Origin of the sequence: Undibacterium sp. JH2W (genome assembly GCF_049340425.1) — a bacterium.
Taxonomy (GTDB): domain Bacteria; phylum Pseudomonadota; class Gammaproteobacteria; order Burkholderiales; family Burkholderiaceae_D; genus Undibacterium.
Map to the genome: position 1 here is coordinate 376,127 of NZ_JBMPOT010000001.1, position 14,741 is coordinate 390,867.

Sequence of the window (14,741 nt, forward strand, 5' to 3'; positions counted from 1 at the left end):
ATGAGTGCCGACATGCTCAATCTTCGATCTGGCATTCAGTGCCGAATATACCTTGCTGAAATATAGAAATTAAATTGTGTGTGCATAAAACAGGCTTATTTTTGCGAGTGTTACTTTGATAATTTCATATTGATCAGTTGTGGAACAAGTTGCAAACCCAAGTAAAATGCGGCCTTTACTAAAAAGGTCGCGTGATGAAAAAACTAATTTGCTTGAGTATGCTGGGCATGCTGTTGACAGCATGTGGTGGTGGCGGCGGTTCAGCGCCAGCCAGTCCTGTTGTCGTCAATGATCCTGGCCTGAGCTTCAGCCCGGAATCCTTGAATGTCGCCGTCATCGAGGGACAAAACAAATCAGCGGTCATCAGAGCCAGCGCCAACAAGGTTTTTTCAGGAACGGTGAATGTCGGCATCATAGACACGAAAGGCGTCACTACCGGCGCTGTCAATATGACTGCGGTTTCCTCTTCTGCCTACGATGTTACTTTGCAGGTTTCAGGGAAGTTGCCCATAGGTGTCTATGACGGTGTTCTGGAAGTGCGCTTGTGCCAGGATAACCCTACCGTATGCAGCCAGCCGCACCCAGGTTCGCCCTGGAAATTGCCCTACCATATAGAAGTCAAAGCCCTGGCCAGCATCAGCAAGGTCAGCATAGATCAACTGGTATACAGAAAAGTTTCCAAGATTACCGTCACCGGTGAAAACCTGGGCTCTGCCAGTGTCAAAATGCCGTTTTGCCTGAGCTTGATAGAGGCGGGCAATGGTTCATCTACGCAAAGGAATTTTTCTTGCAAGATCATCGGTGTGGGCAGTTCTGAATTGACGGTACTCTCTGACAAGGGGAGCAAGCTGTATTCCATGCCCACCGTGGTCAACCTGGCGAATCCACCGCAAGTGACGATGAAGACCAATCTGGGCGATATGGTGGTGGAATTAAATCCAGCCAAAGCACCCATAACGGTGGATAACTTCCTCAGCTATACAGAGAATGGTTTTTATACGAACAAGATATTCCATCGCGTGATCAGTAATTTTGTGATCCAGGGTGGCGGCTATGACGCTGATCTGAAGCAAGCGGCGACGCTGGCACCGATCAAGCTGGAATCGCCCAATGATTTGAGCAATCTGCGTGGCACCATCGCCATGGCCCGTACCAGTGTGCCAGACAGCGCCACTTCGCAATTCTTTATCAATGTCGTTGACAATCCCGCGCTCGATTCTTGCAGTCAATTTTCTTGCGTCACGACACAAGGCTATGCTGTATTTGGCAAACTCGTCAGTGGGCTCGATATTATGGACAAGATACGTCAGGTGCCAACCAGGCAGGTGCAGGATATGAATGATGTGCCAGTCAATCCTGTCATTATTTATTCAGCGATACAGACGCAGTAATGCCCAGGGTTTGAACTTTGAAAAGGGAGCTGTACAGGCTCCCTTTTTTATGCGCAGTATTTATTCTGAACTTTAACCTGGATTGCTCTTTAAGCTAGTGTGTTGCAAGTATTATATTTGCTGTAAAGTGCCGCAGGTACTTGGGTGTCAGTCTGCACTCAGTTGCTCATTTCCTCCGAAGTCCACGATATACATCATTTCGAACTGGGTTTATTCACAATGAAAAAAATCTTTGTCCCTTTTGCTTGCCTGTCCTTATTGTGTTTGACCATGCAGGCAATGGCTGAAGATGCTGCCACGGTGGATGCGCTTAATGTACGCATAAGCCGTATAGAAAATGGCTTGTTACCGCAAACCGTCATCAAGGGCCGGCCTCTGCAGCCCATGCGCTTGGCAGAGCGCATGGCAGCACTCAAGGTCCCCGGCCTGAGTATCGCCATCATTCATCAAGGCAAGCTGGAATGGGCGCGTGGCTATGGCTATGCTGATGCGGTCAGCAAGCAGCCTGTCACTGTTGAAACCAGATTCCAGGCGGCCTCCATCAGTAAGCCGGTGACAGCCATGGCGGCACTGGCACTGGTCGAGCGCGGCAGCTTGAACCTGGATGGCGATGTCAACCAGCAATTGCTGTCATGGAAACTGCCTGGCAATGCTTTTACAGACAAACAAGTAGTCAGCCTGCGTGGGCTGTTAAATCATACGGCTGGTATCAATGTACATGGCTTCCCCGGTTATGCAGCCAGTCAGGATGTGCCATCCCTAGTCGATGTGCTGGAAGGTAAAAAGCCTGCCAATTCTGCCGCGGTCAGAGTCACAGCCTTACCGGGTAGCGCCTGGAGTTATTCAGGTGGCGGTTATTCCATCGTCCAGCTATTGATGACGGATGCCAGCCATGAAAGTTTTCCTGTCCTGATGAAAAAAACCGTGCTGGACAAACTGGGTATGGAGCATAGCAGTTTTGAATTGCCAGAAAACTGGCAGTCTATGGCAGCCTCGGGCCATCTTGCCAATGGCAAGCCTGTACCTGGTAAATGGCATCGCTATCCGGAAATGGCAGCTGCATCACTATGGACTACCCCATCGGACCTGGCACTTTTTGCGATTGAGATACAGCAGAGCAGCGTGGGTAAATCAAATAAAGTCTTGTCGCCAGAAATGGCCAGGAAAATGCTGACACCCAGCAAGTTAAAAGACTATGGTCTGGGCGTGTTTCTGAGTCCGGTTACTGACAAGCAGGCGGGTTTTGGTCACAGCGGCAGTAACGAAGGTTATCGCACCATGCTGACAACTTTCACCAGCACTGGCCAGGGCGCAGCACTGATGACCAATAGCGAGAATGGTAGTGAACTGATACAGGAAGTCTTGCGTGCCATTTCGATGGAATATGGCTGGACCGATTACAAGGTAGTGGAAAAAATTGCCAGGGCTGGCGACGCCAATGAATACAAGAGTTTGGCCGGTGAATATGTGCTAGCTGGCTATCCTGTCATCATCACTGCCGAAGCTGATCGCCTGTACGTCAAGGCGGCTCCCTTGGGCGGCGACCAGCAAGAGCTTTTTGCTGCTCTCGATGGCAGTTTCTTCATGCTCAATAACACGGTCTCACTGCGTTTCGAAAAAGATGCGAATGGCGACGTGAGCGCGCTGGTCGTCGAGAGAGGCGGCAAGTCCATTGGCAAGAAGATCAAATAACAGCACAGCCAAACGACATTGCTGGCGTGTTTTCAGTGAAGTGAATAAAAAAATCCCAGGTTGATCAGCCTGGGATTTTTTGCTTATGACAGTTTCAATATTTATTTCTTCAGGCATTTTTCCAGGAACTGATCCTGTTCCCACAGCAAATGCAGGATGCTTTCTTTGGCAGCATAGCCATGGCTTTCCTTGGGTAGTATCACCATGCGTACCGGTGCGCCCAGGCCTTTCAGGGCCTGGAAATAACGCTCGGTTTGCAGGGTGAAGGTGCCGGGATTATTGTCGGCCTCACCATGTACCAGCAAGAGTGGTGTCTTCATTTTGTCGGCACTCATGAAAGGCGACATCTTGTTGTAGACCTCAGGGCTTTCCCAGTAATTACGCTGTTCAGTCTGGAAACCGAAAGGCGTAAGTGTGCGGTTATAGGCACCGCTGCGTGCGATACCGCAGGCAAATAACTTGCTATGTGTCAGCAGGTTCGCAGTCATGAAAGCGCCATAGGAATGGCCACCTACGGCGACACGCTTGCGGTCCACATAACCCAGGGCATCGACAGCGTCTATCGCAGCCTCGGCATTGTCGACCAGTTGCGGGATGAAATTATCATTCGGCTCAGTCTTGCCTTCACCGATGATGGGAAAGGCAGCATCATCCAATACCGCATAGCCACGCGTCACCCAGTAAATGAAAGATGCATAGCTAGGGAAGGTAAATTGGTTAGGATTATGCGTGCTTTGACCGGCAGAATTTTTATCCTTGTATTCGGCTGGATAAGCCCAGATCAGCAAAGGCAGTTTTTCTTTCTTCTCTTTGTCGTAGGCTGCGGGCAGATACAGGGTACCCGACAATTCCACACCATCCTTGCGCTTGTATTTGATGACTTCTTTCGAGACATCCTTCAAGGCCATGAAGGGATTCTTGAATTGCGTCACAGGTGTCAGTTGGTTGCCGCTTTTGATATTACGGAAGTAGTAGTTTGGATATTCACTCTTCGATTGTATCTGTACCAGCACTTCGCCTTTTTTTGCATCTTCTATGGAAACGATGTTTTCTATCTTGTCAGTATAAGCAGATTGATACAGGCGATTCTTTTTCAGGCTGATGATATCCAATTCATCAATGAAGGGGAACTGGCCATTTTTAGTGTGACCTGCGCCCAGCAGATAAGCCTTGTTATCTTCTACCGCCAAAACACGTCGGTGATATTGATTGTATTTGGTTTCAAAGCGACCAGGATCGGCATACACATCCTGCATATTGCGCTCAGAAATCAGGCGTGGTGCCTCTGCCGGATTGGATGGATTAAAGAAATGGACTTTGACATTGCGGGTGTCATACCAGGCATCGGTAACCACGGCCAGATTGTCACTGCCCCAGGTAATGCCGACATAGCGCTGGCTGGTTTTTACCAGTGATACTGGCGCTTTGTCGAAAGGTGCATCCCAGGAAAATACCTCATCGCGAAAATCGACTTTATTGGCTGGGTCACCACCGTCCAGCGCTTCCACATAACTCAGGCTGGAGGCCTTGTCGGCACGCCAGAATACATAGCGCTTGCCAGTGGGGACGGCACTAAAGCCTTTCGGTATCACTTCATGCAAAGGTGTTTCACTGACTATTTTGATCTGCTTGCCAGCAGTATCCGTGACTACTATTTTTCCCGCGAAGCGCTCCAGCGGGACGATGTAAGAGAAGGGTTTTTGCAGAGCGTTCAATTGCAAGTACTTGCCATCCGGGGAAAAGTGGATGTCATCATACATTTCTGCTTTTCTGAAAAAACTGCTCTTGCCATTCAAGCTGACTTTATGCAGTTCTGAGGTCGTCAGGTTTTCAAAATTACTTTCATCATTCCGATTTTTCAGCAAATCGGCATAGGTGCGATTTTGTGAGGTGGCACCTGTAGAATTCGAGACGATGGGGCCGCTGGGCAAATTCTTGCTGGCATCCAGCAGTGGCTGGCGATTCTTGGGCAAGACTTTGATGAGCAGGTTTTCACTATCCCTGTACCAGTCAAACGGCGTGTCGAGATTGGCATTCAGATTGGCTTCTGTCAGTTTTTTTGCCGTAGCTGTCTCGACATCGATGACCCACAATTCCACACCCATGGCAGCGGTATGGGTGAAGGCAATTTTCTTCTCATTCGGCGACCAGCTGACATAGGCGATCAGCGGGTTTTCAGGCAGGCCCTTGACTTGTACTTCTTCCTTGGCATCGACTTTGCGCAATTTCAGGTTATTGACATAGGTCAGGGTGCTGGAAATATTTGTTACGGGATTGATGCGCAAACCAGCCAGACGCATTTCAGTCTGGCTCAGCTCGCTCAGTGTCTTATAGGTATTGCGATAGCTTAACAACAGGGTCTTTTTATGACTATCCATACTGACCGCGGGGGCACGTTGGAAGTCAGCCAGCTCCAGTATCGATTGCGGCGGCTTTTGGTAATTGAGATTTTCCTGTGCGCCGGCATTGGCACCCAGAGCTGCCAGTAAAAGCAGACCCAGTTTGTTTTTCATGCATATCCTTTGTTGATAATGTGTAGTTTTATATGATGCGCCTGCCAGCAAGGCATCCATGACTTTGTCCAGTCTGGATGGCAGCAGCACTTCATTCTAGCATTGCCATGCAAGGCAAAACCCAGTTTTATTTCACATAAGGATAGTCAATATGAAGCGTTTTCTAGGAAATCAGTTTCAGATTGAAGGCCCGTTCCATGAGCCAGATCAGGGCGATGAGTATGATCAGCACGGAACCCGCCTGCAAGACGAGCCGCTGGTATAGCAACTGACGACGCAGCAAAAAAGCCAGCGGCAGGAATACCGCGACGATGGCGAGCTGCCCGGTTTCCACTCCCAGGTTGAAGCCTACCAGGGCCAGCAATAATGCCGATTGTGGCAAGCCCAGATCAGCCAAGACGCTGGCAAAGCCAAAGCCATGGATGAGACCAAAAGCAAAGGCCACCAGCCAGCGCCTGCCTTGAAATAGCGGGAACAGATTGTTCAGTGCGGCCAGTACTACCGAGGCAGCAATCGCAGACTCCACCAGGCGCGAAGGCAGGGCCAGCACCCCCAGCGCTGCCAGACTCAGGGTGATGGAGTGGGCGAGGGTGAAGGCCGTGACGATCTTCAGGACATCGACAAAGGCGGCTTTAAAACCAGGGGCCGCCTGCCATCTACCCGCCTGCAAGACCAGGACGGCGGGTAATAACAGGGAGAGTAAAAACAGTATATGGTCGTAGCCTATCCAGATATGCCAGATGCCATGGATGATGTAATCGCTAAACTGCCGCCACTGGCTGACTTCTGCCAGCACGAATTGCTGGCTGGCCAGCTCAGGGCTGAAGATGGCAGTGGCGGTCACACCGTCCTTGTTGACCAGGCGTAGCAAACCCTTGTGCTGGGTATCAAGATCAAAAAATAATTGATACTGCACTTCGATTTTTTCGGCGTCGCAAGTGCTGTCGAACATCAAGACGGTATAGGCGCCGTCGCTGTGCTGGTCTATCAATTGCTGTCCGGCTTTGAGTGGACATTGCTGGTCGCCAGCTGTTATTTTCAGCCTTGCCAGGGCATAGGCGGCGATCTCGGCATGCTTGCTGCGTACCTCATCCCAGGTCAGCTCACCATTGCCATCTGCATCCAGGCCGATGGCAAAATCGAGGTCGCGCAAGGCGATATCCCATTGACCATGTATGCCACTTTGGTCCGCCCGCAAGATCAGGTAACTGTCGCTGGGTTTATGTGCATGGGCGGGCAGGCAGAACAGGCAAGATAACAGTGCCAGAAAAAAGCTGTGCACCAGCAAGCGCTGGGTGGCGAATATCATGAATTGTCTCCCAGTTTGGCAAGCACAGATTTTAGCGTCAGGTCTTGTAGCTTATTTTTCTTTAACCATGCCAGCGCCGGTGCTGCTGCCTGGGGCTTGTGCGCGGCGGCTGCTTCCAGCAGGATACGCAAGTCTGCGGTTTCTTTTTGTATGTCCCAGTTCGATTGCGCCAGTTTCAGGGCGACCGCTGGATGCTTTTTCAAATGCAATTCATAGCGCGCCTGCTCGCGCTGGTGCACAGTATCACCTCGCAGCACGGCTGCGTCAAAACGCTGATCCAGTAAGCTGATCTGTCCAGCCAGCAGAGGAGATTTTTGTGCTTGCAAGGCCAGTGCATAACGCAGCAGCAATGCATCGACCCTGGTCTTGTCTTTTAATAACTTGATGATTTCAGAAGGCCTTTGTTGATCCAGTAAAAAATCTGCATAAGAAGCTAGCAGATAGCTGTCCGGCGTTGCCAGCGCCAGGGCGGTCTGATACCAGCTGTCTGCTGCCCGGGCATCACCCAGCCTGGCGGCCATTTCTGCCAGCAAAGTGCTGACCCAGATTTTGCTGCCTGCATCATTGTCCGCATCCTGTTGATATTTCTTATAGGCAGTGCCTAGTGCCAGGTAGCTATTTGCTGCGTCGCCATTCAGGCTGCCTATATTGTGCAGGCAGGTCAGTGTGACCAGTTCGGGAGCAAGTGGATACAGGTGCATGCAACTCGCTTTGGCCTGGGCAAACTGGCCTTGTACTTGCAAGACTGTGGCACGCGTAAGCCAGGCCTGGGCATTATTCCTGTCCTGCTTCAATACGCTATTCAGATCAGCCAAAGCTTGTGGGAACTGATGGGTGCTTTGTAGTATGGTAGCGCGCAACACCAGCACGGTGACTGGTGGATTGGGCAAGCTCCACCAGGGTTTCAGGACGGCTTGCGCATAGCCGAGATAGCGTGGGTCGCCATCATTGCGGGCTGCATTGATATAAGCTTGTGTCAACTGTGCCGCAAGTAGTACATCACCAGGTTTTTCTGCCAGGCGCTTGCGTAGCTGCGCGAATTCCCTTTGTGCCGGATCTGTGCGGGCAGGGAGCTGTTCCAGCACCTGTTTGCCGCTGCCAGGTATGAAGGGTGTCGCCTGCGCATCAAGTGTTAGCAAGCCAGGCAAGATCAACAGGAGAGAAAACAGGCGGGACAGGGACATGATCGTCATCTTGGTTTTTGAAAATTCACTGATGGGCTCAAGGCAACTACTGACTAAGCCTTGAGCCCGTGGGTACGGCGATTGTTAAAGCTATTTACTATTTGATGGTGACGGGTTCCGAGCCCTCTGGTGCTGTCACCATGGCGGCATCGATGAGCTGTGGTTCTGCCGTATCTGCATTGGCACCAAATAAGTTCAGTACGTATTGGGTGAAAGTATCAATGCTGGAGGTGACCGTTGTTGTACCAGTATCTGGACTAGTGGTGCTGGCTGCGGAGCTGGAACTACCTCCACAGCCTGCCAGCGTGAGCGCCAGTGCAGAGCCGGCGACCAGTGTATAAACTCTTGCTCTCATGATTTTTCCTTGAGTATGATAGGCAAATTGACGAAAACGCTTAGCGTTTCAGTGCACCGGCTACCGGGGTTTTCAGGTAAGGAAAGGCATTGTCGAAGAAAGTACTGTCGAGATAGGCACCGTCGGTGAAATCAAGGCCGCCAGCTGGTGCATCAGCTGGTACGCAGCCTATGTTGAGTGTGCACAACCTGCCCATGACCACACGCAAGGCAATATCGACTACGTCATCACCAGGGCGACGGCCATTGGGGAAGCCGGCGCTATCACCACCTATGACACCCAGGCGATTTTGGGTAGCACTGACAGGTGTTGTGGTATTCAGACGCAGCATTTCCGATGGTGTGACAGCAGCAGGCTGATTGACACCCTTGATACCGGTCAGGAAAGTCGCGACCAGATCATTGCGCGGGAAGTTCGTCGGTGCTTTTGCGCCGGCACTGCCAAAGAAGACTTCGACCAGCGCAGGCAGGGTCGGATTTGTCACATAGTTCAGGAACTGCGCATCACCACTAGGTTTGCTATGGTTGAACTGATCCTTGTCCTTGAGGCCTATGACAACTTCATTCACCAATGGCATGCCGAGACGCGATACTTGTGTCCATGCGCCACCTTCCTTGGATGCGGCACCAGTGCTGCTTGGTGTAGGATTGATCGCGCGCCCCTGACGCAAGCTGGCGGTGGTCCAGCCACCGATGACTGCTTCTTTGCCATTGGTCAGGCAAGTCGTTGGCACTTCCATTTCTATGGCCGTGATGTTCTTCATCGCCAGGTCATCATGCCCGGATTTTTCTGCATTAGGATCAAATGCTGTGGCTGGTGCCTTGATATTGATAAGATCAAAGGTTTCACCCAGATTCACTACGAAGGGATCCTTACGTTGGCCGACAAAAACCTTGCCCGGCGTCGCGCAGCCGGGGATATTGATGGCAAACACGTGCTTGGCTGCATAGCCTGCATAGTCAGGGATGGATTTGTTACCGATGTAATCAATAGGTTTGTCGAAGGTAGTCGAGCCTGTGGTGGCATTGGTGACAGCCTGGCGGGTACCGGTACGACGGTCACCTGTCACCATGGTGACAGTATAGGTTTCACGCACGTTCAAGCCTGCTGCATTGACGCCATCAATCGCACCGCCATTAATCACCAGTGGCACAGAGACTTTCTTGCCGCCTACCGTGAACTGGGCATCATTATTAGTATTGGTAAAGCGGAACTGGAAGGTCAGATGCTCTTTGCCATCACCGACATTGTCGATATGGATTTCATACAAGGCATCCGGGTCCATGGAAAAATAATTCGGGCCACCATAGGCATCTTGCAAGGGAGAGTAATCGGCGATCAGCGTAGTAAAGGCACTGCGGTTCGCCTCATAGCTGCGGAACATGTAAAAATCTGCTGCATCCACCTTGGGGTGACGAGTGATAAAGGGCGCTTCGCGGTGGCTGGAAGCCTGGGCCGGCAGACTGGCAAGACCGCTCAGACTTCCTGCTGTCACCAGGGTAAGTAGAATTTTTTGATGTAAGCTTGATGTGACTTGTCTCATGACTAACTCCTGTAGTGTAGGAAAAAATGCCTCTTGTTATCGAAAAAACGCGAGGGGCATTCCTGATACGTGGGTTATTGAGGTTTGGATGCAGGTTTTTTAAAGAAATTACACAAATCTTTTGCCGCAACATTTTTTCGCCCATCATCACCTCATCTCTAAGATGGATTTGCATATCAGACAAATTTGGATATACTTGTTGCTCTCCCTCTTGGCGCTGCTGCTAGAGGTACAAATGCCCCCGAATCGCCGGAGGCGCACCTGTACTTCAAATTTTGGTAGCAGCTATGACTTCTATTTCTCGACTACAAATGGCCCTGCAAAGACAGGGCATACGCGTTGAACATGCCAATGGCATATTTCAACTCCGCAATGAACATGCGCAGGCGACAGTCTTATTGCCTGATAGTCTTCCGCTGGAAGAAAAGGCTGTAAAACAATTGATGGCGTTTGCTGCTGTCAAATCGCCGGACGGGCATCATGCGGTGTGCAAGGCCTGTGCCACGCCTGACTTTCATCCTGGCAGCATTGCGCCAGTAGGTTCCATCGTTGCCACCGATGCCGGTTTTGTGATTCCCGCAGCCATAGGCACCGACATCAATTGCGGCATGCGTTTATTGACCACGGGCTTTAATTTGTCCCAGATCAGCCAGCACAAGTCTGCATTGATACGCCAACTGCAGCGCGTATTGCTGGAAAATGGCAGGGACGTGCCTGCCCATGGTCAAGCCTTTGCCGCACTCAGTGATGCCGGTCCTTCTGCTTTCCTGGACAGCTTGCCCGACAGTGGCATCTGGGCAAGCGCTGACCGCGACCGCCTGCAACAAGAGCTTGCAGCCTGCATAGGCTTGCAAGAATTTGGCGGTAAGCGTCGCTATGCGCCTGAGGCCTGGTTTAATCGTGACGGCATCGTGCGCGACCCTGGCCTGGGTACACCAGGTGGCGGCAATCACTTTGTCGAATTGCAAATCGTCGATGCGGTGTTTGATCGCCACCTGGCTTATCGCGCCGGGCTGGCCAAGGACGACATCGTCGTCATGATACATAGCGGTTCGCGCGATGTAGGTTTCTATGTGGGGCAACGCTGGATGGACAGAGCCAGGGCAGAATGGCCAGCAGGTCTGAAACATCCCGATACTGCCTTGTATGGCCTTAGTGGTGAACTGGCCGAAGAATACCTGCAAGCCATGGGCGTGGCAGCCCGCTATGCCTGGGCCAACCGCATGGTATTGGCCGAGCTGGTCAGGCAGCAATTGCAGGCAGTGCTGGGCGATGCCAGATCATCTTTGATTGTCGACGTGCCTCACAATGTCATCTTGCGTGAGCATGGCATGAATATCCACAGGAAAGGTGCAACCCCTGCGCGGGAAGGTGACCTGGCCTTGATACCCGGTTCCATGGGCGATGCCAGTTACCTGGTAGAAGGATTGGGTAGTCCGGACTGGTTATGGTCGTGCAGCCATGGTGCGGGTCGGCGGGTACGCAGGCAGGATGTGCGGCGTCTGCGCCATGACAACAGCGATGCCAACTGGCAATGCGTGACATTGCGGGAAGAACGCAAGCTAGAAGAAGCACCACAGGCTTATAAACCCATAGGTCCGGTGATAGAAGCGCAGGAAACCGCAGGCTTGATCAGGGCTGTGGTCAGGCTGAAACCCTGGGTGACCTTCAAGGCATAAAAAAAAACCCCGCGCTATATTCATAGGGCGGGGATTTTTTCATATGAACAGCAGTTTAATGGATGCCGTGCATTTTCTTTTCCATCCACTTGTTCAACATCATCAAGACCAGACCAGCAGCAATCGGTATCAAGGTGAAGATCAGGAAGAACACTGACAAGGAATAGGTTTCGGAAATATGGTCGATATAACTACCGGAGAAACCAGCCAGTTTGTTGGCAATCGCAGTATTGAGGAACCATACACCAAACATCAGACCCAGCAAACGCGGCGGAGCCAGTTTACTGATATAAGACAGGCCTACCGGGGAGATGCACAATTCACCCATGGTATGGAAGAAGTAAGCCGCAATCAGGAAGACCATGCCTACACTGGCGGTTTTGGCACCAGCCGGGATGCTGGATGCGCCATAAGACAAGGCGGCAAAGCCCAGACCCAGCAAGATCAGACCCACACCAAATTTGACCGGGCCACTCGGGTTCCAGTATTTTTCCCACATTTTGGAAAACATTGGTGCCAGGATGACCAGAAAGAAGGAGTTCAATACACCAAACCAGGTCGCTGGTACGCTGGATTGATCGAGAGCAAACTCACGTTGCAACATCCAAATGACTAATGCCCAAATCAAGCCTATGCACAGTACCAGCAAGGCATTCGACAAGAGATAGCGCTTGGCAGTACCAGCAAACAACTTGATCAGCAGCCAGGACAGGATAATCGTAGGAATGACCGTCATCAGGCTATTCACGATCTTGAACAGCATGCCGCTGGTGCCAACCAGGGCACGGTCAGTATAGTCGGAAGCAAAAATTGTCATCGAACCACCGGCTTGTTCAAACGCAAACCAGAAGAAGATAGTGAAGAAAGAGAAGACGCAAATTGCTTTCAGGCGGTCGGCAACGATATGCGGTGCAGCTTCTTCTTCAGCAACAACGGTTCCGCTTTGCTGAGACTTGGCCAGACCTATTTCACCAAAGATACCCTGGCCAAAATAGAACTGTATCGCACCCAGGATCATGAAAGCACCCGCCAGGCCGAAGCCCATGGGCCAGGAGATTTTTTCGCCGATATAACCGCATAACAAAATACCGAAGAAAGCTCCCGAGTTCACACCCATGTAGAACAGGGTGTAACCACCGTCACGGCCACCTTCATTGTCTTTGGTATATAACTGACCAACAATGGCAGAAATGTTTGGTTTGAACAAACCAGTACCGGCAACCACCAGGCCCAGGCCGGTATAGAACATGGCTGGAGTATCAAACAACAGGCATGCATGGCCGGCAGCGATGATGAAACCACCCAGGACGACGGAGCGGCGGCTGCCCAGTATCTTGTCGGCAATATAGCCTCCGAGGATAGGGGTCAGATAGACCAGGCCGGTGTACCAGCCATACAAGGCCGTTGCATCAGCACGGCTCCAGCCCCAGCCGCCTTTGGCTGCGGTGGTGACCAGGAATAGCACCAGCAAGGCGCGCATGCCGTAGTAAGAAAACCGTTCCCACATTTCAGTAAAGAACAGGACGAACAAGCTATCCGGGTGTCCCAGAATAGTGTGTGCACCTGGCGTTTGAATTTTGTTCAAAGTGCTCTCCAATAATTATTTTGTATAAAAGTCGCAGCTGGCCGCAAAATATTTTTCAATGCGTACCTTGAAATGATGTGAATTGAGTCAATTCGGCGCGTAGCTTACCACGACAAAAACCTCATATAAAAAGACATATGCTGCGACGCAGCAATTTTTACAGTACAAAAATTGACTATGACAAGCTGATCGCGCTGACTTGTCCATCTTCCCGAGCATAGGCTTGACTTACAGAATTATTAGTACTTAAGCAAATTTACTGCTTTAGTATGGTGTACAAGTAAATTCAAATTATCTATAGTTAATGACATTGTTTTGTGAAAAAACAAATATTCTATGGCAATATGCTTATTGCAAAATAAATGATTGCTGTGGATAGTAGATGGTAGATGGCGATCTGGATGACCGTGTTTTAAAACCAAGTAAATGACAGGATGGCAAATACTTGGTTGCAGTCACTTCCCATCCCTTTATTAATCAGGAGACTTTCAATGTTTAAATCAACAACAAAAAAATTAATTGCCCTTGCATTAGCCATTGGTTGTAGCGCTGCGTTTGCTTATCCACCACCCTACTTTTTCTGCAACAAGGAATGCCTCAAAGAAGCACCACGTGGTTCAGCTCAATACAATCAATGCATGGCAGATTGCCTCGATGTATGGCCAGATTAATTCGTGATACCGCTGAATGGCAGTGAGCCTGCCATGTCCTTAGACAAGTCCTTGTGCAAAAGCTGACTTGTTGAGGGGGGGCGTGACCATCAGCGCAAAGCTGGTGGTCATTGGTTCAAGCACAAGCCTCATCATCAAAGTTAATCATCAAGGATGCCGCATGAAAGTAGCAAAAACGATTTTTACTTATACTTTGATCATCACAATAGGATTGTTGATTGGCTATGTCGCGCCGCGCCTTCCTATGCTGCTGAAGCCCGCCTATCAGGAAGGCGACTACTCCGCACACTTCCAGAATACCAAGACAAAAGTCCTTATGTATGGGACAGCCAGTTGTGCATTTTGTAAAAAGACCCGTGCGTATTTTGCTGAAAATAAAATTGACTATATCGATATGGATGTACAGAAATCACCTGCTGCTGCCGCCAAACATGCCGAGTTGGGGGCCGAGGCTGTACCAGTGATTCTGATAGGAAAACGCATGATACGAGGCTATCAGCCTGAAGCCTTTGCTGAGGCTTTACAGGCCCTGGAAAAGACACAAACGGCTGCGAAATAAGCGCCTCGCTGTAACACTAAAAGGCTACAACATTAAAAAAATCCGGTGTGTCATGGACAACATGCTGGCTTTGGCTATTGGTACTAGTGCAGCTTTTGCTTATCCTCCACAATCTTATTTCTGCCATAAGATCTGCATCCAGGATGGCCCCGTAGGTTCACCAGCCTATCAAGAATGCATGGATGCCTGCATGTAATTCTTTCCTGCAGACAGCACGGCCGTAGCGGCCAAAGTTAAAAAAAATGGCCATCAAATCCGGG

At 50.5% G+C, this 14,741-nt stretch carries 11 protein-coding genes; 5 read left to right on the forward strand and 6 right to left on the reverse strand.

The genetic code is table 11. From position 1 onward, the window contains the following. Positions 1–194: 194 nt before the first annotated feature. Both ACO0LC_RS01655 and ACO0LC_RS01660 read left to right on the forward strand, forming a co-directional pair. Positions 195–1,391, forward strand: coding sequence for a peptidylprolyl isomerase (locus ACO0LC_RS01655; RefSeq protein ID WP_422999972.1), 1,197 nt, complete (start codon positions 195–197; stop codon positions 1,389–1,391). 219 nt (positions 1,392–1,610) lie between these two features. Continuing rightward, entirely contained in the window at positions 1,611–3,083 is a 1,473-nt protein-coding gene (locus ACO0LC_RS01660; protein ID WP_422999974.1) for a serine hydrolase, read from the forward strand. 101 nt (positions 3,084–3,184) lie between these two features. Here the strand turns inward: ACO0LC_RS01660 and ACO0LC_RS01665 are convergent, their stop codons facing one another. The 5 genes from ACO0LC_RS01665 to ACO0LC_RS01685 form a co-directional block, all read right to left on the reverse strand. Beyond that, positions 3,185–5,596, reverse strand: coding sequence for a prolyl oligopeptidase family serine peptidase (locus ACO0LC_RS01665; protein ID WP_422999976.1), 2,412 nt, complete (start codon positions 5,594–5,596; stop codon positions 3,185–3,187). A gap of 163 nt (positions 5,597–5,759) precedes the next feature. After that, on the reverse strand, positions 5,760–6,905 hold the full coding sequence (locus ACO0LC_RS01670) for a HupE/UreJ family protein (RefSeq protein ID WP_422999978.1): 1,146 nt from the start codon (positions 6,903–6,905) through the stop codon (positions 5,760–5,762). Beyond that, on the reverse strand, positions 6,902–8,089 hold the full coding sequence (locus ACO0LC_RS01675; RefSeq protein WP_422999980.1) for a hypothetical protein: 1,188 nt from the start codon (positions 8,087–8,089) through the stop codon (positions 6,902–6,904). Before ACO0LC_RS01675 ends, ACO0LC_RS01670 begins: the two co-directional genes overlap by 4 nt. A 97-nt stretch (positions 8,090–8,186) precedes the next feature. Next, complete coding sequence (locus ACO0LC_RS01680) at positions 8,187–8,444, reverse strand: hypothetical protein (protein WP_422999982.1); 258 nt, start codon at positions 8,442–8,444, stop codon at positions 8,187–8,189. A gap of 40 nt (positions 8,445–8,484) precedes the next feature. Beyond that, on the reverse strand, positions 8,485–9,987 hold the full coding sequence (locus tag ACO0LC_RS01685; protein ID WP_422999984.1) for a DUF4331 domain-containing protein: 1,503 nt from the start codon (positions 9,985–9,987) through the stop codon (positions 8,485–8,487). A 287-nt stretch (positions 9,988–10,274) separates the two neighbouring features. On the opposite strand from ACO0LC_RS01685, the gene ACO0LC_RS01690 reads away from it, so the two are divergent. After that, on the forward strand, positions 10,275–11,666 hold the full coding sequence (locus tag ACO0LC_RS01690; protein ID WP_422999986.1) for an RtcB family protein: 1,392 nt from the start codon (positions 10,275–10,277) through the stop codon (positions 11,664–11,666). Between the two features lie 55 nt (positions 11,667–11,721). On the opposite strand, the gene ACO0LC_RS01695 is transcribed toward ACO0LC_RS01690, so the two are convergent. Then, on the reverse strand, positions 11,722–13,251 hold the full coding sequence (locus ACO0LC_RS01695) for a peptide MFS transporter (protein ID WP_422999988.1): 1,530 nt from the start codon (positions 13,249–13,251) through the stop codon (positions 11,722–11,724). A 491-nt stretch (positions 13,252–13,742) separates the two neighbouring features. Here ACO0LC_RS01695 and ACO0LC_RS01700 point away from each other — a divergent pair, with 491 nt between their 5' ends. After that, positions 13,743–13,922 (forward strand): hypothetical protein, encoded by a 180-nt coding sequence (locus tag ACO0LC_RS01700; protein WP_422999990.1) that lies wholly within the window; start codon positions 13,743–13,745, stop codon positions 13,920–13,922. An 82-nt stretch (positions 13,923–14,004) separates the two neighbouring features. Further along, positions 14,005–14,481: a glutaredoxin family protein gene (locus ACO0LC_RS01705; protein ID WP_422999992.1), complete on the forward strand. Its 477-nt coding sequence runs from the start codon at positions 14,005–14,007 to the stop codon at positions 14,479–14,481. The last annotated feature ends 260 nt before the right edge of the window (positions 14,482–14,741 follow it).

Coding starts and splice junctions, on each gene's coding strand:
- ACO0LC_RS01675 (WP_422999980.1), bottom strand. CDS start 8,089: ATGTCCCTGTCCCGCCTGTTTTCTCTCCTGTTGATCTTGCCTGGCTTG.
- ACO0LC_RS01690 (WP_422999986.1), top strand. CDS start 10,275: ATGACTTCTATTTCTCGACTACAAATGGCCCTGCAAAGACAGGGCATA.
- ACO0LC_RS01655 (WP_422999972.1), top strand. CDS start 195: ATGAAAAAACTAATTTGCTTGAGTATGCTGGGCATGCTGTTGACAGCA.
- ACO0LC_RS01685 (WP_422999984.1), bottom strand. CDS start 9,987: ATGAGACAAGTCACATCAAGCTTACATCAAAAAATTCTACTTACCCTG.
- ACO0LC_RS01670 (WP_422999978.1), bottom strand. CDS start 6,905: ATGATATTCGCCACCCAGCGCTTGCTGGTGCACAGCTTTTTTCTGGCA.
- ACO0LC_RS01660 (WP_422999974.1), top strand. CDS start 1,611: ATGAAAAAAATCTTTGTCCCTTTTGCTTGCCTGTCCTTATTGTGTTTG.
- ACO0LC_RS01680 (WP_422999982.1), bottom strand. CDS start 8,444: ATGAGAGCAAGAGTTTATACACTGGTCGCCGGCTCTGCACTGGCGCTC.
- ACO0LC_RS01665 (WP_422999976.1), bottom strand. CDS start 5,596: ATGAAAAACAAACTGGGTCTGCTTTTACTGGCAGCTCTGGGTGCCAAT.
- ACO0LC_RS01700 (WP_422999990.1), top strand. CDS start 13,743: ATGTTTAAATCAACAACAAAAAAATTAATTGCCCTTGCATTAGCCATT.